Genomic DNA, 21,694 nt, shown 5'->3' with positions numbered 1-21,694 from the left:
GTCGTGCCCGCGCACGCCGATATCGAGGAGTTGCTGAAAGGGGCCACCGCCGCGGTCGCGCCGGACCGAGCCGGTGCCGAGCGCGTCGGTACCGCGTTTCGCGTCGCCCCGGGATATGCGGTGACGGCGGCGCACGTCGTCGCCGGTGTGGCGGAGGGCCGCGTGCGGCTGTCGTTCGGCGAGGGCAGCGAGTGCGCCGCCGAGGTCGTCGCCGCCTCCCCGCCGCCGGACGGGGGCGGCCGGTGGGATTTCGACGACCACGCGATCCTGCGCCTCGAGCGCCCCGACCTGGTGGCGGCGCCGTGTGTGCTGATGGGCGAGCCCGCGCTGGCCCCGAGCGACGAATTGCTCATCAGCGCACTGAATCCGAGCTATGTCGAGCGCGTCGTGGAGGTCTATCACGGCTACCGCGTCCGCGACACGCATCTGCCGTCGCGGTTCTTCACCATCGATGGGGACCGGGGCGTCATCCGGGGTATGTCGGGCGGGCCGGTGTGGTCGCTCGCGCACGGCGGGGTCGTCGGTTTCGTCAAGGCGAGCGAGAACATCGCGGCCGCGCAGGGCGGTGCGATCGCCTACCTGCTGGAGGGGCTGCGGCGTCTGCGCCTGCCCGGCCTCTACGAGGAGATCGTCACCGCGCACGACAGCCACCATCGCGACGAGCAGGCGTGGGCGGATCGCCTGGTCGGCCCGGAGGCGATGGTGCGGCGCTGGCTGGTCGAGGTGCACGGCCTGCTGGCCCGGATCGCGATCGCGGCGGAGCGCGGCGTCTCCGGCGCCCTGGTCGGCGAGTTGTTCCGCGACACCTTCCCGCCTGCCCCCGGCCGCCTGGTGACGCTGCGGGACGTGGCCGAGTACGTCGGAACCGAAAGTCAGAACCGGGAATTCGATCTGGCCAGGTTCTGCGCGCTGGCACCGAACCACCTGCCCGCCGACTCCGCGGTGGCCGAGGGGCTGCGGAAGATCCCGAAGAAGATCATCCCACCGCGCGACTACCCGGAGTTCGAGCGGCTGTTTCTGGGCCCGCGCCCGGCGTCGGTGGCGGTCACGCGTCTGTTCGGCGTCATCGTCGCCGAGGAGGGGCCGCGCACGGACGAGTACGCGCCGGTACCGTACCGGTTCGAGGTGGCGCAGAAGTTCGACGATCAGGAGATCATCCCGCTCGGTCAGGGCGGTCGGTATCCCGGATACGAGCACGCCAAGCACGCGTTGAAATCCGCGCTGCACCGGCATCTGAGCAATATCAACGCCCCGCGCGACGCGGTGGAGATCGTCGTGGCGCTGCCGGACGAGCACCTGACCGAGGAACCGCTGTACGAGTGGCTGCGGCCGGACGAGCGGCCGTTCAGCAGCAAGTTCGCGATGCGGCTGCGGCGCAGCTGCACCTGGGAGAAGAGCGACGAGCAGCTCGTGGAACTCGAGGAGCGGTGGAATCGGTTGCGGCAGCGGGAATCCGACGGCCTGCTGTGGCTCGGATGTGACGATCCGCGCGCGGGCCGGCTCGCCACCCTGCAGGAGCTGTTCGCGCCCGACGACGCCGGGGACGGCCCGCACGATGCGCTGGGTGTCACCGAACCGCCGACGGCCCACGTGCTCACCGCGTCGGCGACCAACGCGCTGCCGGTGACGCTGTGGCGCAACGAGCGGTGCGGCGCGCATGCGGCCTGCGGCGCACAGTGCGCGGGCAGCGCGTTCCGCGCCCGCCTGACCCGGCGCCTGGGCGGGCGATCGCCGGTCGACTGGCACGGCGAGATCTGGCGTGCGCAGCGGTCCCGCGAGGAATCCGAGGAGCGGGATCGGTTCTGGCGCAAGGTTGTGTACATAGTCGATATCCCAGGTCAGAGTAGGCGACGTCCGCCTCCGCTCGCGGGCCCGGCGTGATGGGAGGGGAGTGGACATGACGGCACCCGGTTGGCATGTATTCCGCGGGACGAGCGAGCCGCGCCCGAACGCGTGGGACGACGTGCCGCCACCGATGATCTCCCGGACGTTCACCGGGCACCCCCTGCTGCCCTTCCCGCAGGATCAGCCCGATCAGCCCACCCAGATCAGCCGCAAGCTCGGCAGCGGCGGCATCGGCGCGCATCAGTTGCGGCCCGCCGACCTCGACGTGATCAACGCCGCGCTGCTGTGCCGCCGACCGCTGCTGGTCACGGGCGCGCCCGGTCTGGGCAAATCCTCGCTGGCGTATCTCATCGCGCGCGAACTGGAGCTGGGCCCGATCCTGCACTGGCCGATCACCAGCCGCAGCGCCCTGCGGGACGGCCTGTACACCTACGATGCGCTGCGCCGTTTCGAGGAGGCGCAGATCCGCCGGGTCCGCGAGCTCGACGACGAGGAGGTGGGGCTGGCGGATTACATCACGCTCGGCCCGCTGGGCACCGCGCTGCTGCCGTACGCCAAGCCGCGCGTGCTGCTGATCGATGAGATCGATAAGGCCGACGTCGACCTCCCCAACGATCTGCTGCACGTATTCGAGAACGGCGAATATCAGATCGATGAGCTGCGCCGCATCCGCGCACACCGGCCGGAGGTCGAGGTCTTCACCCACGAGGGGCGCGAAAGAGTCGGTGTGCGTGAGGGTTTCGTGCAGTGCAACGCCTTTCCCGTGATCATCATGACCAGTAACGGCGAGCGGGAATTCCCCCCGGCGTTCCTGCGGCGCTGCCTGCAACTGCGGCTGGAGCGGCCCGAGCGCGCCCAGCTGGAGCGGGTCGTCGCCGCGCATCTCGGCGGATCGGTGGTGGACGAATACGGCGATATCATCGACACTTTTATGAGACGACGCAGCGAGCTGGGGACGCTGCCGACCGACCGTCTGCTGATCGCGCTGCACGTGCTGACCCAGGCCACGCGGGCCGACGGCGCCGAGGTGGACCGGCAGCGGCTGGCCGAGCGGCTCATGCAGCCCACCGACACCGGAGGCTGAGGTGGAGAGCCTATCCGAACTCCTCGAGGCGCTGCGCGGTCTGGATGTCGACGGCGATACCGTGGCCGAGGCGCTGTATCTGGCGAAACACATCACCGACCAGCCGGATTCGGCTGTCCCGCAATCGCATTCACCACCGGAGATCGAACCGGAAGCGATACCGCCGCCGCTCCCGGACGCGGGGACGGCGCATGCGCTGCTGCCGCGCGATTCCGGCGCGGTGACGCTGCCGGGAAGCCCCGGTGCCTGGCCCGCCCGTGCCGAAATCGACGTTCCCGCACCGTCGCCGCTGGAGTCGGGGGCGAGCCTGCTCGGTGATCTGCGGCCGCTGGCGCAGCGGCTACCCGATCCCCGCGAGACCGTCTTCGACGAGGACGCGTCGGTGGATCGCACCGCACGCACCGGTGTCGCCTGGCCGGTCACCACGCCGAGGCTGGTGCGGCGGCGCGACGCGGCACTGGTCTTCGACCGCCATCCGTCGATGGCGGCCTGGAGCGGATTGGCCGCCGCGGTGCGCCGATTGGTGGATTCGGTCGGATTCCGTCAGGTCACCGTGTGGTACCTGGACGAGGACGAGGCGGGGACGCTGCGGCTGGCCACCGGCGCCCGCCGCGTCGCCGACCGCCCGCTGTCGGCGCTGGCCGATCCGTCCGGGCGCCGCGTGGTGATGGTGTTCACCGCCTGCCTGGGCGATGCCTGGGGGTGGGGGAGCGCGGCGGCGCAGCTGGAGCGGCTCGCGGCGCTGTCTCCGGTGGCGATCGTGCAGCCGCTGCCCAACAGCCTGTGGCGGCGCACCGGTCTGCAGTGGGGCCACGGACGAATAACTTCCGTGATCCCCGACCGTCCCTCGCCGCTGCGCCTGGCCGCACCCGCGGGCACACCGACCACCGCCATCCCGGTGCTGGAGCTGACGCCCGGCTGGATCCGGCCGTGGGCCGAGCTGCTGGCCGGGCAGCGCCGCACCGCCGGATACCCGCTGCTGCGCCGGGTCGAGCGGCCCGATCCGAACACCGTGAGCACCTTGGCCGTTCGGCAGGACCGGCACCTGGGCCGCCACGCCCTCGAACGAGTGCGGCGCTTCCGGGCGGCGTCGACGCCGGAGGCGTTCCGGCTGGCCGCGAGCCTCGCACAGGTCCCGCTGCTGTTGCCGATCATGCGGCTGGTGCAGCAGGCCGTGCTGCCCGGCAGTAAACCGAGCGTGCTGGCCGAGGTCCTGGCCGGGGGCCTGATCGAGGACACGACGGCCCGCTCCGCGCCGCCGTACACGATCCCCGAGGACAGCAGGGTGTTCGCGTTCCGCCCGGACGTCGCCGAGATTCTGCGCGATGCCATTCCGCGCAGCGAGGCCGCTCGGGTGCTGGCCGCGGCCTCGCAGTTCATCGTGCAGCGCTACGACGTGCCGGGCCCGGTGTTCCGCGCGGCCGTCTCGCAACCGGCCGAGGGCAGCGGCTCCCCGTTCGCCTATCTGTCGCCCGACACGCTGCGGCGCATCGCCCCCAACTTTCCCGACCCGCGCGATCGGCCGCCGACCGAGGAGGAGCAGCTCGGCTACGACGCCGTGGTGCGCGAGGCCGACGCGGCCGCGCGCTCGGGCGACGAGGCGGCGGCGCTGACCGCCGCCCGTCACGCCCTCGAGACCGTGCCCGTGGGACGCCCCGAGCGGGCCGAGCTGCTGGCGATGCTGAGCGGATTGCTGCAGCGCCGCTGGGAAAACCGCGGGGACCCAGCCGATCTCGACGAGGCGATCGCGGTCTCCAAGGCGGCGCTGGACGAACTGCCCGACACCGACGAGCCGACGCCGGTGCTGGTGCGGCTGGGGGATCTGCTGATGCGGCGCTTCACGGCGGTCGGCGGCGGCGAATTCCTCACCGATGCGACCCGGGTGTTGCGCACGGCCCTCGATACGGCCGAGTCCGAGGATCCGATCCGGGCCGACCTGTCCGAGCGGCTCGGCGATGCCACGCTGTGGCGGTCCGAGGTCACCGGGGAGCCGCTGCACGGGTGGGAGGCGGTGGATCTGTACTTGGCGGCGGGGCGGGCGGCCGACGAGAGTACCGGCGCGGGCATGACGAAAGGCGGTGCGCCGCAGGGCAGTATCGCCGGAGGCGGGGGCACCGACGACCGGACCGCGATCCTCATGCTCAAGATCGCCCGGGCGTATCTGGACATCGCGACCCAATCCGCCTATCCCCGTGCCGAACTCGTCGATCGCATCACCGAACAGTTCCGCTACGCGGCCCCGCGACTACCGGCCGTGCCCGCGCCGGAGATCGACGAGGCCCTGCGCCAGGCCGTCACCCGCGTCGTGCACGCGGTGACGACGGATGCGATGCCCCCGGCGATCGCGACCACCCTGTCGAGCATCCTGACGACGGCCCCCGCCACCGCGGCCGTCTCGGAGGCTCGCGCCCTGCTCGACGCCGCCGGTGGCTCCGACGGGCCGCGATGAGCGGCGCCGGGAGATCGCACTCCGGACGATGGGGCGTGCGCTGGGTGGCGCTGCTGCTGGCGGCGGTCGCGGCCGGGCTCGGCGCGGTGGCGCTGCGCGCGCTGCTGGATGTGACCACGCACGGCCTGCTGGGTTCGGTGCTGCCGCTGGAACCGATCGGCGCGGGGCTGTGGTACGCCCCGGCGGAGGCGTTCCTCGACCGCCGCGCCTGGCTGCTGCCGCCGCTCGTCGCGGCGGGCATGATGACCGCGGTGTGGCTGACCCGGCTGGGCGGCCCGCAGGTGAACGGGACCGACGGCGTCATCAAGGCCGTCAACGAGCGGGACACGTCCGGGCTGACCGTGCGGGGCGCGCTGAGCAAGCTCGGCGGCACCGCGGTGACCCTCGGCTCGGGCGGCTCCGGTGGCACCGAGGGGCCGGTCGCCCAGGTGTCGGCGTCGTTGGGCGCCGCGCTCGGCCGTCGGCTGCGGCTGACCGGCGGGGAGGGCGGGCTGGTCGTCACGGCCGCGCTGGGGGCGGGCGTCGGCGCGCTGTTCCAGGCGCCGATCGGCGGTGTACTGCTGGCGGGAGAACTGCTGCGCCGCCGCGGAATCGATTGGGCCGCATCGCTTTTCGCGCTGCCCGCGGTGCCGATCGCGTTCCTGATCTTCGTCGCGGTGTACGGCTACCGGCCGATGTTCGGTGCCGCGGATTTCGGTGCGCTGTGGGATCCGGGTAAGACCGCCCTGCTGGCCGGGGTGGGGCTGGTATGCGCGCTGGTCGCCCGGCTCTACGTGTGGATGTTTCACACGGTCGGCCGACTGGCGGCCCCGGTGCGGCGATGGCCGGTGACCACCGCGGCGGTCGCGGGTGCGGCGCTGGGCACCGTGGGGATCTTCCTGCCGATGACGCTCGGCACCGGCTACGGCGTGGTGTCGATGGGGCTGTCGCAGGTCGCGATCGCGGCGCTGCCGCTGTGGCTGCTGGCCGTGCTGCCGGTGGTGAAGATCGCGGCCACCTCGGTGACGCTGCACACCGGGGGCGTCGGCGGAGTCTTCGGGCCCGCCATGGTGATCGGCGCGACCACCGGGGCGCTGTGCTGGCGGCTGGCGTTCGAGGCCGGGCTGCAGCCCGGGCCGGCGGCGGCGTTCACCGTGACCGGGATGGCGGCCTGCCTGGGCCCGGCCGTGCGCACGCCGCTGGCGGCGATCGTGCTGGCCGTCGAGTCCACTGGCGGGTCGCTGCCGCCGGTGGGGCTGGTGGTCGCCGTCGCGATCGCGGCCGTGTGCACCCGTGACATCACCCTGTTCCGGAGCCAGGCCGAGCGTCAATTCCCAAGGCGCCATCGGCAATTGCGGGTTTCGCGGTGGCATGTTTCGGCTATTTTGAAAGCAGCTGTTACAGGGAAAAGAGCCAGCGTGAGTCCAACGATCGGCGGAATCCGGTCACGGGACCGGGCTCGGTCCGGTTCGCCGGGGGGAGGTTGCGCAATGGAGCCCGAATCCGCAAGGGGCGTACCGGATCTGGCCGACCTGCCGCTCGACGAGCTGCTCGGTGCGCACCGGATCGAGGTGGAGCAGGCGTATCGCACGGCGCTGCACCGCCGCGCCTCGGTGGGGATCATCTTCGCGGGCCACAACGCCGGTGGCGCGTGAGCGCCGCGGCGGAGGCAGCCATGGTGTCGGGGACGGGGCGTGGCGCGGGGGCGGATGTGGTGACGGTTCCCGATGCCGATATCGACGCGCTGGCCGTCCTCGCCGACGAGCCGGGGACAGTGGCGCTGCTGGAGCGCGCCAGGGCCAGCCGCAACCTCGCCTTCTTGGCGGCCGTAGTGCGCGGTGAGTACGACGATCCGCAGCGCCGGATCGTGCGGGCGGGCTTCGAGACCCTCGTCGCGGTGCAGCGGAAGAATCCGGCCGTGGCGCGAAATACGGTGCAGCATCCGCGATTCGGCGCCTGGGTGGCGGTGTGCGCGGCCGGGCTCGACGACGGGGAGAGCACCGGCGAGCAGCCGCCGGTCACGCATCTGGCGTCGTTCGCGGCCGCCGCGGCGATGCGGGCCCGCATCGACTTCGACCTCGAGGTGCCCCAGGTCGGCGACGCCGTGGTGCTGCCGGGCCTGGGCTGCTGGACCGGACCGGCGCAGGCCACCGCGCGGGTGAGCCATCGCGGCACGGCCGGGCCGATACTGGCGGGCCGCCGATGGACGGCGCTGCGCTGGCTGACCGCGCGGTCACCGGCAGGAGCCGTGAGCATCGAGTTCGACGACCTGCCGCCGACGCCGTCGGCCTGGCCGGATATCGCGCCCGCGCACCCCGGGCTGCGCTGGGAACCCTGGAGCGACACCGAATTCCGGACCTGGCAGCGGTTGTTCGACGAGTCCGTGCGGCTGTTGCACGCCGCGGTTCCCGAACTGGCCGCCCCACTGGCACAGGGCTTCCGGGCGGTCCTGCCGCGTTCGCGGGAGACCTGCCCGTTCCGCACCTCGACGCTGGTGGACTCCTTCGGTGCCGCCGCGATGGTGCTGCCCACCGGCACCGTGTCCGCGGCCACCGGGCTGCTGCACGAGTTCCAGCATTCGAAGTTGAGCGCGCTGATGGAGGTCGTGCCGCTCATCGCGACCGACGAGCCGGCCGTGCTGCCCTCTCCGTGGCGCCGCGAGCCGCGGCCGACCAGCGCGGTGCTGCAAGGCGTGTACGCGCACCTGGCGGTGGGGCGACTGTGGCGACGGCTCGCCGACCGCGGGCTCGTCGCATCCGTTCCCGATACCACCGAGGTCCGGGACCAGACCCTCACCGCGTGTGACACCCTGCTCGAATCCGACCGGCTCACCCGGGCCGGTCGGCGTTTCGTGACTCTGATGCGGCGTGCCGCCGTAGCGGATCCCGACGGCCGCGCGGCCGTCCCGACAGCGCGATGGGAGTAGCGACGTGGCGCCCAGTGCACCGCATTCGACCCCGATGACCGAGCCGATCGACATCGTCCACGCCCCCGAGGACACCGTCTGGGCGCTGTGGCTGCAGCAGATCGGTGCCGCGGCCGGATTCGACATCCGGACCCGGCGGGTCACGGCGGAGTCGGATCTCACCGGCGCGGCCGCTGGCGGGTCGGCGATCCTGGTGGTCAGCGGCAGTTTCGTGCATGCCGCCGCGCTCGCGCCCGAGGACTGGGACAAGGTGGGTGCCGACCCGGCCGGGCTGCTCGCGGTCATCGTCGGCACGGCCGCCGAGGTACCGGCCGAGGCGGGCCGGATCGCCGCGGTGGACCTGCGGCTGCTGCCCGACGAGGCACAGGCGCGGTCGAAGGTGTTGCAGGCATTGGGCGCCGATCCCGCCGCGGCGGGGGAGCGGCTGGGGCAGGCCGCGCGCACGCCGGTGCGGTACCCGCGCCAGGAGATGTTCGTCGGCTTCCAGTCGAAGAGCCTGCCCCGCTATCAACCGGCCTGGTTCTACGGCCGCGACCGCGAACTCGACCGCCTCCGCGCCCAGCTCGATACCTCCGGCGCGGCGGTGCTGACGGGTGTGGCGGGGAGCGGGAAGACCTGGCTGGCCGCGGCCTATGTGCACCGGTTCCGGTCGCAGTACGACCTCATCGCGTGGATCTCGGGGGAGAACGGCGCGGTCATGCGCACCGAACTGGGGCAGCTGGCCGAGCCGCTCGGCCTGCCCGACTCGCTGCCGCGCGGCACCCGGCACCACGATGTCGTGGCGGCGCTGCGCCGGTCCGACAAGCGGTACCTGATCGTCTACGACAACGTGACGCCCGACCACTACCGCACGGCGGGCGAGGAGCTGCCGCTGCCGCGCAAACCGGCGCGGCTGTCGGACATGGTGCCCTGGGACGGACCGGGCCACGTGCTGTTCACCTCGAAGGTCTCCGACTGGGACACCCCGCGTCCGGTCCCGGTGCCGATGTTCACCGTCGACGAGGGCTCGAGCTTCCTGCGGCGCCACGTCGACGGCCTGCCGGAGGGGCTGGCGGCGCGGTTCAGCAGCGCTGTAGACGGCAGCCCCGTACTGCTGAACGCGTTGGCGCACCGCGGATCCCGGGGTACCGACGCGGTCGACGAGACGTTGCTCGAGCGGGTGCGGTCCGAGCCGTTCGTGCTGCTGCAGGACGAGCCGGGAGCGTACAAGCGGGCCACCTCGATCATCGGCGATTCGCTGCGGCCGCTGCTCGACGAGCCGGTGGGCTCCGACGCCTGGGCGGCCGGGCACCTGCTGCGGCTGCTGACATGCTTCGCCGCCGATCAGCCGATTCCGTTGGCGCTGTTGATATCCCAGCTGCCGGGCAGCGAACGGCGGCCGGGGGTGCGGCTGCCGGAGGGTCTCGCCGAGGCCCTGGGTAACGAGCAGCGCCGCAAGCGGGTGCTCGATCTGGTGACCCGGGATTCGGTCGCCGAACTCTGCGCCGACCCGCTCACCGACGGCGGCCGGGCGCTGAAGATCCACGCCATCCCCTGGCACGGTATCCGGGAATTCCTGCCCCGTGAGCTCGCCGAGGACAATCAGCATGTCGCCCATCGCGTGCTGTGCGACGCCGACCCGCAGCGGTCCGATGTGCCGGGGCTGTGGAACCGGTACCTGTGGCTGTGGCAGCAGCTGGCGCAGATCGAGGTGCTGTCCTGCCGGAGGGTCGCCGATCCCGGCGACCCGTGCGCCCAGCTGCCGGATCTGATCCGAAATGTCGTGGATGCGCTGCGGGTGCAGGGCGAGCTGACCGCGGCCGCGGGACTGGGGCTGCAGGCCGCCGAGACCTGGTCGGAGTTGCTGGGCGCCGACGATATTCGCGTGATCCGGATCCGGATCGTCACCGGCAATGCGCTGTGGCAGCTGGGGGATTGGGCGCGGGCGCACGATGCCGCAGCGGCGGCGCGTTCCGGAGTCGAGGAGACCCGCGACCGCTTCCCGGAGGAGTACGTCTGGTCCAGCGATCTGATGGCCGCGTGCATGCGGATGGCCGGGAACTGGGCCGGAGCTGTCGGACTCAACGAACAGTCCCATACCTGGGCCCGGGAGTGCCTGGGCGACAACAATATCGAGACGCTGCGTGCCGCCCACAATCTCGCGGTGTCCTATCGCATGATGGGCCGGTTCCCGGACGCGATGGATCTCGACGCGGGCAACTACGAGCGTTTCCGCAGCGACCCGGTGCTGGCCGACGACGCCATCCTGCGGCTGCACTGCGTGAACAACGTCGCACGCAACCACCGGGAACTCGGTGCTTACGAGGCGTCGGTGGCCCTGCAGGAGCGGGTGCTGGCGGAGTTCCGCGAGCTGTTCCCGAATCCGTTGCAGCAGAACATCTTGCGTGCCCGCAAGAACCTGGCGGTGTCCTACCGCAAGGCCGGGCGGCACCGGGAGGCGCTGGAACTGCAGCAGACGACGCTGATCGACCACGTCCGGGTGTACGGCGACGACCATCCCGAATCCGTCGCGGCGCGAACGAATCTCGCGAACGACTACCGGCTCACCGGCAACGCGGGCCTCGCGCTCGCGACCGCCGCCGAGGCCCACCGGCTGTGCGCGGCCGCGCGTCCCGACCATCCGTACACGGCGGCGTGCGCGGTCAACCACGCGGCCGCACTGCGCGTCCGCGGCCGCTACGAGGAGGCCCTGGAGCGGGACCGCGAGGCTGTCGACCTGTTCACCGTCCGCCTGGGCGCCGACCATCCCTACACGCTGGCGGCGCGCAGCGGCGAGGCCTCCGACCTCGCCGGGCTCGGCCGCATCGCCGAGGCCGCCGAACTCGGGGCGGATGTGCTGGAGCGCACCCGCCGGGTGCGCGGCCCGGACCATCCCTACACCCTGCAGTGCGCGATCAATCTCGGCCTCGACCTGCGCGCCCTGGGCCGGATCTCCGAGGCCGACGCGCTCGAGTACGACGCGCTCGACCGGTACGCCGCGGCGCTCGGCCGCGAGCATCCCGAGTTCCGGGCGGCATTCGACCGGGTCCGCGGCACCTGTGACGTGGAGCCGCCGCCGATGTGACCACGGCCTCGTCCACCCGGGGCCGATCCCGCCGCGCCGAGGTGGGACACTGGAACGGTTATGACAACCCCCCTGCCGCTGGTTTTCGATGCCCCGCGTCGCGGTATGCCGCCGCGCCACCTCGCCGATCTCGATGCGGCCGAGCGGCGCCGGGTGGTCGAGGAGCTGGGCCTGCCCAAGTTCCGGGCCGACCAGATCGCGCGGCAGTACTACGGGCGCCTGCAGGCCGACCCGGAGCAGATGACCGACCTCCCGGCGCCGATGCGGGCCAAGGTCGCCGAGGCGCTGTTCCCGCCGCTGCTCACCGAGGTGCGGCACGTGGTGTGCGACGACGGCACGACCCGCAAGTCGCTGTGGCGCGCGGGCGACGGCACCCTGCTGGAATCGGTCCTGATGCGCTACCCGGACCGCAATACGCTGTGCATCTCCAGCCAGGCGGGCTGCGGCATGGCCTGCCCGTTCTGCGCGACCGGCCAGGGCGGCCTCGACCGCAACCTGTCCACCGCGGAGATCGTCGACCAGGTCCGTGCCGCCGCGGCCGCGCTGCGCGACGGCGAGGTGGCGGGCGGCCCGGGCCGCCTGTCCAACATCGTCTTCATGGGCATGGGCGAGCCGCTGGCCAACTACAAGCGCGTGGTCGCGGCCGTGCGGCGGATCACCTCGCCCGCCCCGGACGGCCTGGGTATTTCGCAGCGCAACGTGGTGGTGTCGACGGTCGGCCTCGCCCCCGCGATCCGCAAGCTGGCGGACGAGGGCCTGTCGGTGACTTTGGCTGTCTCCCTGCATACTCCGGACGACGAACTGCGAGACACATTGGTACCGGTCAACAATCGCTGGCCGGTATCGGAAGTCCTCGACGCCGCAAGATATTACGCGGACAAGACAGGCCGCCGAGTCTCCGTCGAATACGCCTTGATCCGCGACATCAACGACCACCCGTGGCGCGCGGACATGCTGGGCTCCAAGCTCCACAAGGCCCTGGGTTCCCGAGTCCACGTCAACCTGATCCCGCTGAACCCGACCCCGGGCTCGAAGTGGGACGCCTCCCCAAAACCCGTCGAACGCGAGTTCGTCCGGCGGGTAGAGGCCCAGGGCGTGCCGTGCACGGTGCGGGATACGCGGGGGCAGGAAATCGCGGCAGCGTGTGGGCAGCTGGCCGCGGAGGGCTAGGGATTCAGCCGACGCGCGGATCGATGTGCTCGAATCACCAGACGCTCCCCGTGGGCCGGCGCCCACTGGCAGGATGGGACCTGTGGAGTTGGAGGTAGCTGCAGTACGGTCCGCTGGAAGGTTGGTACGCCCGGTCGGCGGCTGGTTTCGACGCAGGTACTGGCCGGATACATCGCCTTCTGCTATAAGACAGCGTGCAGATAGACTGGCAGATGAAGTAGGTCGAAGAGAAGACAGAATACTGGGTCAGTTGCGTGGAGCACTGAACACTTGCGCGCGCATCGAGTTCACCGTTGTCGATGCGGGTCAAACGCGGGGGCACTATTCCCGGGATGCACTGTCAGGTCTCGGCCCCTACTTTCGACACCAGCGAGCGAATCGGCTTCTGATACTTGGCGATGTCGGCGCTGGAAAGACCGTGACCGCAATCTACTTGATCCTGAACCAACTCAAATGCAGGAATAGACCTACAGATTCTGAAATAGCTACGTGGTCGGTTCCTGTGCGAATCAACGCAAATGGTTGGGACGGTAGTCAGTCGTTCGTCAGGTGGTTGACGTACCGATTGAAACGTGATTATGGCCTACATGAGAAAATCGCGAGTGAGCTGATCTCGTACAACCTAATTCTTCCAGTAATCGACGGTCTGGACGAGGCCGATACGGAAGAGACAGGGTCAGCCCGCGCAAGAGCTATTCTCGAGCGTCTAAACGCTGATGGCGGGTGGCTTAACCGGCCGGTGATAGTTGTGTGTCGGACTTCCGTTGTCAACAATTTGTGGAGTAGCACATCGCCTATTGGATTGAATTGTGCACCAACCGTTGCTCTGCTGCCTCTTTCGAAGGACGACGTTCGGAGCTATCTTGAGGATTTCAAAGGTCAGAGGAGAGAGCTGTCCGCGGCGGATTGGTCCCCGGTTCTCGATCAACTGACCGCGAATTCAGAGGGCCCTCTCGGCACGACGCTGCGGACTCCCTGGTTGCTCAGTCTGGCGTCGGTGGCACTGAGTCACGGAGGTCACCGCACAGCTGAGCGGTTGGCGACGTGTCGCGACGGTGACGAAATTTGTGACTTGTTGTTCGAGACTCTGATCCCCGCGGCAATCGGTTGTACGCCCGAGTCTAGTCGCCCGTCCCTATACACAGTCGAGAATGTCGAGGCATGGCTGACGACTCTTGCTTGCTATCTTGAGGATCAACGGCAACGGGGGTGCGGCGGTTCCGAATTGGCACTCGATCAGATCTGGGTCCTGGCCGGTGCTCGGCGTTGTCGTGCCTTGCGGACAGCAATCTTCGGCACGGTTGGCGCCCTGGTTTTCGGGACCGTCGGGTGGATGGCTACTGGAGATCTCGTATCGGCTGTCCTGGCTGGATTCGTGGGTGGGTTGGCATTTGGGCCCGGGGGTGGTTATCTGAGTAAGCCGGGTGATGGTTTGTCCGTACGCTTTGCCTGGAAAGTTCCACAGAGGTCTCGATGGCGCAGAGGGCTGGCCAGTGGATGTGTGATCGGGCTCGGTATGTTCGCGGCCGGCGTTATAACCAGCCTGATACCGCCTGGCCCCGGCCCGGATATTCCCAATCGATTTGCTGCCGGTGCGGCACTTGCGATTACGACAGCACTGGTAGTCGGTCTGACTTGCGGATTCGGTACCAATAGCGATGAGCGGCTGATTCTGGGGCATGACGAACGTCGCGCTATCCATGACGATCTCAATGCACTTCTGATTCGCACATTTCTATTTCTGGCGATATCTGTTCTGGTATTCGTCGGTGTAGGTATTGCCATTGGTGGTGCGATCGTTGATTGGCTCACAGGCGGACTGGTTTGCGGAATCTTGATCCCATTTTTTACTGGCCTTGTTTTCGGTTCTATGATTGATAGTCAGTATGGGTCTTGCGGCGGAATGACGGGAGGTTTGTTTGCGGGTATTGCGGCCGAGCAGTATGCGATTGCTTTATTGGTTTTCCGCATTACGGGCGACTTCCCAGCTCGTCCCGAGCGCTTCCTCAACTGGGCTTGCGAAGCGGGTCTGCTCAGAGTAACCGGTATGTCGTATCAGTTCCGTCACGATACTTATCAGCGCTGGCTGGCGCAGCGAAGACGTGGTGCAACGGTTGACCGGCAGAATGCATATGGGGGCAACTCGGGGATGGCCTAATACGTTCGCCTATGTGAATGGCTTGACCTCGGTGGGGTCAAGGCTACGGGCGGTACTTCCGAATCGGCGAGGTATTACTCGAGATAACTCTATCGTTGCGATCGCAGTGTTATCGATGGTCGAGGCGGTTGTCGTAGCGTTCGGCAGATGTAGATGTCGTTGACAGTGCCATAACGACAGGTCGGCCACCCAAAGCCCTACAGCGCCGCGACCCTTTCCTGGAGTAGTTTGCGGGAGCGTTCTGGGGGTTCGGCTTGGACGGTGAGTTGTTCCATTACCTGGCGGTAGCGGTCTAGGTCGTCTTGGCGGTCCAGGTAGGCGGCGCTGGTGAGTTGTTCCATGTAGACCAGGTCGGGGAGTTCAGGTTCGGCGAAGCGGAGGATGGTGAACGAGCTGCCTGCCGCGGGGTGGCCGCCGGCGGCGTAGGGCAGGACCTGGATCGTCACGTTCGGCCTGGCCGATATCTCCACCAGGTGTTCGAGTTGGGCGCGCAGGACGTCGACGCCGCCGATCGGGCGGTGCATGACGGCCTCGTCGAGCACCGCCCACAGGGTGGGGCCGCCGCGGCGGTCGAGAATCTCCTGTCGACGCTTGCGCAGTTCCACTCGCCGCGCGGCCTCGGGGTTGTGGTGGTGGCCGAGCGACACCACCGCGCGGGCGTACTCCTCGATCTGCAGTAATCCCGGAACCAGTTGCCCCTCGAAGGTTCTGATCGACTTCGCCGCGTACTCGAGGCCGAGGTAGGTCTCGAACCACTGCGGCAGCAGATCGCTGTAGCGATGCCACCAGCCGGGTTCGTTGGCCTTGCGGACCAAGCCGAGAAACTCCTCGCGCTCCTGATCGTCGGCGATGCCGTACAGCGTCAGCAGATCCCGGATGTCGCGTTCCTTGAACCCGGTCCGCCCGAGCTCGAGGCGGCTGATCTTGGCATGGGACCCGCGGATGTGGTCACCGGCCGCGTCGCGGGTGATGCCGCGCTGTTCGCGCAGTTTGCGCAGTTGCCTGCCGACCGCTATCCGTAACGCCGTCGGACCGCGCTCGACCACCAGCGGATCCATGCGGTCGATCCGGATCGGTTCTGCCACCATGGGATTCACTCCGAGGTTCGTTAGGCGCCCCGCTGTCACGGCAGCCCGATGCGTCATGACCACGAGTCACTGGACACTCCATGGTAATGCGAATTCATCTGCACACGACAGTCACGAGGCTTTTCACTTTCGCGCGCGTGTGAGGCTGCTTACAACGCCCGACCCCACCTTTACCTTTGCTTTACTCTGAGCCCCGCAGGTAGGTTGCTCGACCGAAGGGATGCTCCATGAACGACGTGATCAAGGTTCTCGCCCGGGACGAGAACTGGGATAAGTGGGTAGCGGCCAACTCGAATTCCGCCGCCAAGGACGGATGTATCTCCAAGGCGGGGTGCATCTCCAAGGCCGGTTGCATTTCCTAGCCGCCACGCGCGAGCCGGGCCGGGCTCCCGGCCCGGCTCCGGGCAGCCAGCCATGACGGAAAGCACCGAAACACGACCCCTTCCGAGCTCGTTCGTCGAGGCCGTTCGCGATATCCCGTTCTATCGGGACCAGGCCGCGGTGAATGCGTTCCCGATCATCACCAAAGCCGATCTGGCGCAGTCGTTTCCCGCGTCGTTCCTGACGCCGGAGGTCGAGTCCGCGCTGGAATCCGGTGCCGCGCAATATGTCTGGTCCACCGGCACCAATCACGCACGCATGCAACTGATTCGGCCTCCACTGTTTCTGCTGCGCACGTACTACGCGGTGTGGCGGGACCATCCGGAGATCGGTGACACCTTCGCCGCCGGGATCCCGCGCGTGTCCGTCACCACCAGGCTGGCCACCGATCACGTGGCGCGGCTCAGCGAGTCCCGAGGCGGCGATGCCTCCGATGTCGCGCGACGCTGGCTCGACGACCGGACCTGCTACGTCAATCAGGACCTGGACCCGGCGCTGTGGCCGACGGCGGCCGTCGACCGGATGCTCGCGGAGATCGACGCGGTCCGGCACGAAAAAGGCGGCGGCAGTTACCATCTCGACTGCTCCTCCTATCACGCCGCGTACCTGCTGCGCGCCGCGGGCACGAGGCTGGCCCGCCCGGCCAGCGCGATTCACGGGTACGAGTTCACGCCGCGCAACGTCCGGCGATTCCTCGAGGAGCGGCTCGGCTGCCGGGTCGTCGAACTGTTCGGGAGTACCGAACTCGGATACCTCTACTACGGCGATACCGAGGGCCGCTACCACCCCCACCTGGACGGGATGGAGGTCGAGCTGGAGCCGATCCCCGGTAGCCGCGGCATTTACAGCCTGGTGGTCTCGAGCATCCGCAATCCGTATATGCCGTTGCTGCGGTACAACACCGGCGACTGCGTGCACACACGCGACGGCTCCGCCGACCCGCGGCAGATCGTCCGCTTCTGCGGCCGGGAGAAGGAACTGCTCGTCAGCGATACCGCGATCACCTCGCAGGCGGAGCTCGACGACGTCATCGCGAATATCAGCACGCGGGTATTCGTCTACCAGCTGCGCGTCGACGGCGCGCGGGCGACGCTGGCCTACACCACATTCGACGGCACGGCCCTGGGCACTGCCGCCGCGAACGACCTGGCATCGGCCGCCTCCGCGCTGACCGGACTGGCCGTCGGTGTCGCGCACCACGACCACATTCCGATCGGCGGATCCGGAAAATACGCCTGGCTCGAGGGGACGGCAGCACGATGACAGCACACGAGACGCTGGGGGAGCTGTACGACGAGACGGTGCGCTATGTGCGGCAGCACAACGACGTCGACGAGCCGACGGCCCGGGTCCAGGTGCGCGAGGCGGTCCGCTATCTGACCCTGGTGTCGGCCCATCCCGACGAACTCGGCGGGCTGTTCCTGCCCGTCGAGCAGGCGATCGACGAGGTCTGGCACTATCTCATCCTGCAGACCCGCGAATACACCGATCTCTGCGAAAACCGGCTTCCCGGAGGGCATTTCATCCATCATCGGTCGATCTCCTACGCCGACTACGGGCGGGAGCAGCCGTCCCGGGAGACCATGATCGAGCAGTCGCTGCGCTGGATTCCGCTGTACTGCACCAGGTTCGGTGGTTTCGACGCCGACGGCGCCAGATGGTGGACGATGGTGCGATTCCTGCACGAGGAGATGGGCTACAGCCTCGACGAGATCTCCGCGCTAGAGGCGGCCGACCCGGCGCACCGAGGCTGACCGCAGACCGGCGGCGATCACCACGGCGGCCAGCAGGATCTGCGTCCCCAGCACCGCGATCATCGCCGTCCGATGCCCCGACGACTGCACGACCTCACCGAAGACGGTCCCGAGCACGGCCGTACCCGCGGCGATCGAGACCTGCTGAGCCGTGAGAAGCACACCGCCGCCCATACCGGCGAACACGGTGGGGACGAGCGACAGCAGATGGGCGTTCATGGCGCCCAGGGCAATTCCCTGACCGGTGCCGATCAGCAACAGCGCCAGGCACATCAGCGGCGTGGACGTGAGGCCGACACCGCCCGCCATGACGGCGAGCCCGATGCCCTGAACCGCCGCCCCCAGCGCAATGGCCCGCACCCCCAGCCGATCTCGGATCCGCGGCACGGTGAACGACGACACCAGGAACCCCAGCGCCATCGGTGCCGTCAGCACACCGGCCGCGAGCGGGGTGTGCCCGAGACCGTCCTGCAGGGTCTGCGGGAGGGCGAACAGGAAGCCACCGGCGCCCGCGAAGAACGGCAGCATGACGACCAAAGCCCAACGGAGGTCCGGGTTTTCGAACATCCGCGCGGGCACAACGGCGCGGATGCCGATCCGCGGCGACCGCCGCAGCCAGGTCCGTCCGGCCAGCACCGCGGCGACGGCGAGGACGATCGCCACGACGCCGGAGGTCGTCGCCAGCGAGGCCGCCAGCAGGAAGGTGAGCACCGTGAGCGACAGCAGGGCGCCGTCGCGCCCGTCGACGGACTGATCGGCATTCGGGCCGGTATCCGGGACCAGCCGGGGGAGCAGCAGCAGAGCGGCGATCCCGACCGGGATATTGATCAGGAACAGCCAGCGCCAGGCGCCGTCGCCGCCGATCACATCCAGCAGCGCACTGCCCCCGATGAGCCCGATCAGCGCCGACAGCCCGCTCATCGACGAGTACCAGCTGATCGCGCGCTCCCGCCGCGGCCCGGCATGGGTGGTGATCAGGCCCAGCACCTGCGGCATGGTGAACGCCGCGGCGGCGCCCTGCGCGATCCGCCCGGCGACGAGCACCGGGAGCGACGGCGCCGACCCGCACACGACGGACGCGGCGAGGAATCCGAAGACCGCCGCCCACAGCACCTTTCGGCGCCCGATACGGTCGCCGACCCGCCCGCCGACGATCAACAGCGATCCGAAACCGGCGAGATAGCCGACCATGACCAGGCCGAGCAGCGCCGAACCCTCCGCGATATCGAAATCGCGCCGGATCCCGGGCAGCGCCACACCCGCGATGAACGCGTCCATCATCGGCACGAACGCGCACGCCAGGATCAGCAGAATCCCTCGTACACCCAACGCCCGGCCGTCCCGTCCCTGAAGATCGAATCCCGGCCATCGTAACGGCGAGGGGCGACCGGGGCTCGGCCGTCAGGGGAGCGTGGGTCGATAGCGCCCCGCGGTCATGTCCAGGCGCAACCGCTGCGGTGGCCGCGCACCGCCCGCCTCGTCCCAGCGCAGCAGGCGCATATCCTCGCCGTCCCAGTGTTTACAGCTCGCCGATTCGATATCGACGGCGAAATAGCGCCAGGAATCCCGCGGCCGCCACCCGCTGCTCGCTTCGATCGCCGCCGCGGTTGCCCCGCGGTGCGCGGTGTCGGATATGTCGTGCACCCGGCCCCGCAGCGCGGCCTCGTCCTCCGGCGCCTCGGACTCGGTGACCGGGGTCTGCACCAGCACCCGCGAATCCCGGTCCAGGTCGTGCACCTTGCGGGTGTGCGGAATCATCACAAGCATCAAATGCCCACCGACACAGTGCCATTCGACCGGACTGAGGCGGGGCGTCCCGTCCCGGCGGATCGTCGCGACCAACGCGAATCCGAACCGCGCGAACGCGCGGCGCACCTGTGCGGCGAGTTCCGGCGCGGCCTGCTCGAATCCACCCCAATCCATACCTCCAGGCTCCACCGCCACGCAGCCGAGTCAAGCCTGTCCCCGTCCGACCGTCGCGTGGCTGCGTCGAGCTTGATCCCGTTCGACCGCCGCGTGGCTGAGGCATGCCTGTCCCCGTTTCACCGCCGCGCCGCCAATTCCAGCTTGTTCCTGCTCTACTGTCGCGTCGCCGATTCCAGCTTGCTCCCGTTCCACTGCCGCGCCGCCCAGTCCAGGCTGTTCCCGGGCGGCTCGACACGCCGAGTGGCCGAAGGGATCTGCCGATCGGCGCGTGGGGTGCGAATCCGCCTCGCAATTCGCTGTGAGATCTACCTCACAGCAATAACATCTTCCTATGTCAGCCCTGCGGAACGTGTCGATGACGATCGAGAGCCGGGTGGAGTACGCGGCGGAGGGTGGGCCGACGGTGACCTTCCGGACCGGAGCCGGGGAACTGCTGGCGGTCGCCGAGCGGGGCACCGAGGCCGGAGTGCGGGGGCGGGTGGCGGGCCTGTTCGGGTCGGCTCGGGTCCGCTGCCGGATCTTCTGCGCGGACGGGTCCACGATCTGGATCGAGTCGAAGGACGCCGCGTGGACGCGGGTGCATCGCGGCGCGGGCGGCGCCGTGGGCGGCATCCTGCACGCCGACACCGCCACGGCGGTCGCCTCGACCGGCGGCACCCTGTTCCATTTCGTCCCGGATCCCGCGCCGAGCCCGGTCCCGGACTCCTCCTGCCTGCTGCTGCTCGACCAGTCGGGCGCGGAGGTCGGGCGCCTCGACCTGTCGCACACGACCGGCGCCGAGTCGGCGAATCGCCTTGCGATCAGCGGTATCCGAGTGTCGGCACCGCACCGCCTCGACCGGGTCGAGCGCGATATCCTGCTCGCCGCCTGTGTGGACATGACACTGGGCGCGCGGCCCTATGGCACATGAACCGGCCGGTGCCCCTGCGGATACGCTTGCCGGAATGAACGGGTTTGCTCCCGGTGCGCTGCGGATCGGTTACGTTCCGGGCGTGACCGTGGCCAAGTGGGCGCGCCGGTGGGCCGAGCGGTTTCCGGACAGCCCGCTGGATGTGATCGGGGTGCCGCAGGCCGATCAGGACGCGGCGCTGCGTGACGGACGGGTCGACATGTGTTTCGTGCGCCTGCCCATCGATCGCGACGGCATGCACGCCATCCCGCTCTATCGCGAGCTGCCGGTGGTGGTGGTGCCCAAGGACCACCCGATCTCGCTGTTCGACGAGGTGACGGCGGCGGATCTGACCGACGAGCGCATGCAGGACGCGAGCGATATCGACGCCCTGGCGGGCACGGTCGAACTCGTGGCGGCGGTGGGCGGCGCCGCGATCATGCCGCATTCGCTGGCGCGGCTGCACCATCGGCGCGACCTGATCTTCCGCACGGTGACCGACGCGCCGGAGACCGAAATCGCCCTGGCCTGGCCGATCGAGTCCGGCTCCGACGCGATCGAGGAATTCATCGGCATCGTGCGCGGCCGCACCGCCCGCAGTTCCCGGTCGCCGAGCGCGAAAGGCGCAGCGGCGGAACAGAAGCGGGCCCCTGAGAGAAAGAGCGGGCAGGGGCAAAGGGGGCAGGTGAAGGGCGGGCAGGGGCAAAAGGGGCAGGTGAAGGGCGGGCAGGGGCGCAGGGGGCAGGAGACGGGCGGGCGGGCGCAAGAGCAAGGGAAAGGTGGGGAGATGCGAACGTGGGGGGGGGGGGGGGGCGCCGGGCGGGAGAAATCGGCCCCCGGCCGGGGGGGGGCCGCCCCCCCCCCGGGGGGGAAAACCCAACCGAAACAAGGTAATTAGGGGAGCCCCCCCCGCCCGAGGCACCCCCCGCCCCACCCCCCCCGCCGCCGCACGAAGACGGCGCGACCCCCCCCGCCCACCCG

The 21,694-nt window shown here is 69.4% G+C and carries 16 protein-coding genes; 13 read left to right on the top strand and 3 right to left on the bottom strand.

Annotated features, from left to right (window positions below):
• Positions 1 to 3 precede the first annotated feature (3 nt).
• The 8 genes from QH290_RS35540 (at position 4) to QH290_RS35505 (ending at position 14,675) form a co-directional block, all read left to right on the top strand.
• Positions 4 to 1,881: a S1 family peptidase gene (locus QH290_RS35540; RefSeq protein WP_280387784.1), complete on the top strand. Its 1,878-nt coding sequence runs from the start codon at positions 4 to 6 to the stop codon at positions 1,879 to 1,881.
• Positions 1,882 to 1,897: 16 nt separating this feature from the next.
• A complete protein-coding gene (locus QH290_RS35535; RefSeq protein WP_280387782.1) occupies positions 1,898 to 2,929 on the top strand; it encodes an AAA family ATPase in 1,032 nt (343 codons plus the stop codon).
• A gap of 1 nt (position 2,930) precedes the next feature.
• Positions 2,931 to 5,378 carry an SAV_2336 N-terminal domain-related protein gene (locus tag QH290_RS35530; protein ID WP_280387781.1) on the top strand — a complete coding sequence of 816 codons (2,448 nt, stop codon included), beginning with the start codon at positions 2,931 to 2,933 and terminating at the stop codon, positions 5,376 to 5,378.
• Positions 5,379 to 5,413: 35 nt separating this feature from the next.
• The gene (locus QH290_RS35525; protein ID WP_280387780.1) at positions 5,414 to 7,012 is read left to right on the top strand and encodes a chloride channel protein; all 1,599 of its coding nucleotides are present in this window, start codon (positions 5,414 to 5,416) and stop codon (positions 7,010 to 7,012) included.
• A gap of 20 nt (positions 7,013 to 7,032) precedes the next feature.
• A complete protein-coding gene (locus tag QH290_RS35520) occupies positions 7,033 to 8,283 on the top strand; it encodes an aKG-HExxH-type peptide beta-hydroxylase (protein ID WP_280387778.1) in 1,251 nt (416 codons plus the stop codon).
• A gap of 34 nt (positions 8,284 to 8,317) precedes the next feature.
• A complete protein-coding gene (gene fxsT, locus QH290_RS35515) occupies positions 8,318 to 11,347 on the top strand; it encodes an FxSxx-COOH system tetratricopeptide repeat protein (RefSeq protein WP_280387776.1) in 3,030 nt (1,009 codons plus the stop codon).
• Positions 11,348 to 11,407: 60 nt separating this feature from the next.
• Positions 11,408 to 12,517 carry a dual-specificity RNA methyltransferase RlmN gene (rlmN, locus tag QH290_RS35510; RefSeq protein ID WP_280264416.1) on the top strand — a complete coding sequence of 370 codons (1,110 nt, stop codon included), beginning with the start codon at positions 11,408 to 11,410 and terminating at the stop codon, positions 12,515 to 12,517.
• A 1,501-nt stretch (positions 12,518 to 14,018) separates the two neighbouring features.
• Positions 14,019 to 14,675, top strand: coding sequence for a hypothetical protein (locus QH290_RS35505; RefSeq protein ID WP_280387774.1), 657 nt, complete (start codon positions 14,019 to 14,021; stop codon positions 14,673 to 14,675).
• A gap of 197 nt (positions 14,676 to 14,872) precedes the next feature.
• Here the strand turns inward: QH290_RS35505 and QH290_RS35500 are convergent, their stop codons facing one another.
• Positions 14,873 to 15,763: a helix-turn-helix domain-containing protein gene (locus tag QH290_RS35500; RefSeq protein ID WP_280387773.1), complete on the bottom strand. Its 891-nt coding sequence runs from the start codon at positions 15,761 to 15,763 to the stop codon at positions 14,873 to 14,875.
• A gap of 227 nt (positions 15,764 to 15,990) precedes the next feature.
• Here QH290_RS35500 and QH290_RS35495 point away from each other — a divergent pair, with 227 nt between their 5' ends.
• Genes QH290_RS35495 through QH290_RS35485 form a run of 3 tightly spaced genes read left to right on the top strand, consistent with a single transcriptional unit; the run spans position 15,991 to position 17,898 of the window.
• Positions 15,991 to 16,125, top strand: coding sequence for a hypothetical protein (locus tag QH290_RS35495; protein ID WP_280387771.1), 135 nt, complete (start codon positions 15,991 to 15,993; stop codon positions 16,123 to 16,125).
• A gap of 52 nt (positions 16,126 to 16,177) precedes the next feature.
• A complete protein-coding gene (locus QH290_RS35490) occupies positions 16,178 to 17,407 on the top strand; it encodes a hypothetical protein (RefSeq protein WP_280387769.1) in 1,230 nt (409 codons plus the stop codon).
• Positions 17,404 to 17,898: a glycine-rich domain-containing protein gene (locus tag QH290_RS35485; RefSeq protein ID WP_280387767.1), complete on the top strand. Its 495-nt coding sequence runs from the start codon at positions 17,404 to 17,406 to the stop codon at positions 17,896 to 17,898. The genes QH290_RS35490 and QH290_RS35485 overlap by 4 nt, the downstream gene beginning before the upstream one ends.
• Here the strand turns inward: QH290_RS35485 and QH290_RS35480 are convergent.
• Both QH290_RS35480 and QH290_RS35475 read right to left on the bottom strand, forming a co-directional pair.
• Entirely contained in the window at positions 17,866 to 19,227 is a 1,362-nt protein-coding gene (locus QH290_RS35480; protein WP_280387765.1) for an MFS transporter, read from the bottom strand. The genes QH290_RS35485 and QH290_RS35480 overlap by 33 nt on opposite strands.
• 72 nt (positions 19,228 to 19,299) lie before the next feature.
• Positions 19,300 to 19,821: a pyridoxamine 5'-phosphate oxidase family protein gene (locus QH290_RS35475; RefSeq protein WP_280264400.1), complete on the bottom strand. Its 522-nt coding sequence runs from the start codon at positions 19,819 to 19,821 to the stop codon at positions 19,300 to 19,302.
• Positions 19,822 to 20,155: 334 nt separating this feature from the next.
• On the opposite strand from QH290_RS35475, the gene QH290_RS35470 reads away from it, so the two are divergent.
• Positions 20,156 to 20,734 (top strand): hypothetical protein, encoded by a 579-nt coding sequence (locus tag QH290_RS35470; RefSeq protein WP_280387763.1) that lies wholly within the window; start codon positions 20,156 to 20,158, stop codon positions 20,732 to 20,734.
• A 34-nt stretch (positions 20,735 to 20,768) separates the two neighbouring features.
• Complete coding sequence (locus QH290_RS35465; protein WP_280387761.1) at positions 20,769 to 21,611, top strand: LysR family substrate-binding domain-containing protein; 843 nt, start codon at positions 20,769 to 20,771, stop codon at positions 21,609 to 21,611.
• The last annotated feature ends 83 nt before the right edge of the window (positions 21,612 to 21,694 follow it).

Source organism: Nocardia wallacei (assembly GCF_029869545.1).
GTDB lineage: Bacteria > Actinomycetota > Actinomycetes > Mycobacteriales > Mycobacteriaceae > Nocardia > Nocardia wallacei_A.
The sequence above is the reverse complement of the archived record's forward strand: the minus strand, read 5'-3'. Positions and strand labels throughout refer to the sequence as shown.

Excerpts from the sequence above, each read along its gene's own strand:
- QH290_RS35490 (WP_280387769.1), top strand. The coding sequence starts at position 16,178 with ATGACGGAAAGCACCGAAACACGACCCCTTCCGAGCTCGTTCGTCGAG.
- rlmN (WP_280264416.1), top strand. The coding sequence starts at position 11,408 with ATGACAACCCCCCTGCCGCTGGTTTTCGATGCCCCGCGTCGCGGTATG.
- QH290_RS35500 (WP_280387773.1), bottom strand. The coding sequence starts at position 15,763 with ATGGTGGCAGAACCGATCCGGATCGACCGCATGGATCCGCTGGTGGTC.
- fxsT (WP_280387776.1), top strand. The coding sequence starts at position 8,318 with ATGACCGAGCCGATCGACATCGTCCACGCCCCCGAGGACACCGTCTGG.
- QH290_RS35495 (WP_280387771.1), top strand. The coding sequence starts at position 15,991 with ATGAACGACGTGATCAAGGTTCTCGCCCGGGACGAGAACTGGGATAAG.
- QH290_RS35475 (WP_280264400.1), bottom strand. The coding sequence starts at position 19,821 with ATGGATTGGGGTGGATTCGAGCAGGCCGCGCCGGAACTCGCCGCACAG.
- QH290_RS35535 (WP_280387782.1), top strand. The coding sequence starts at position 1,898 with ATGACGGCACCCGGTTGGCATGTATTCCGCGGGACGAGCGAGCCGCGC.
- QH290_RS35485 (WP_280387767.1), top strand. The coding sequence starts at position 17,404 with ATGACAGCACACGAGACGCTGGGGGAGCTGTACGACGAGACGGTGCGC.
- QH290_RS35465 (WP_280387761.1), top strand. The coding sequence starts at position 20,769 with ATGAACGGGTTTGCTCCCGGTGCGCTGCGGATCGGTTACGTTCCGGGC.
- QH290_RS35470 (WP_280387763.1), top strand. The coding sequence starts at position 20,156 with ATGTCAGCCCTGCGGAACGTGTCGATGACGATCGAGAGCCGGGTGGAG.
- QH290_RS35520 (WP_280387778.1), top strand. The coding sequence starts at position 7,033 with ATGGTGTCGGGGACGGGGCGTGGCGCGGGGGCGGATGTGGTGACGGTT.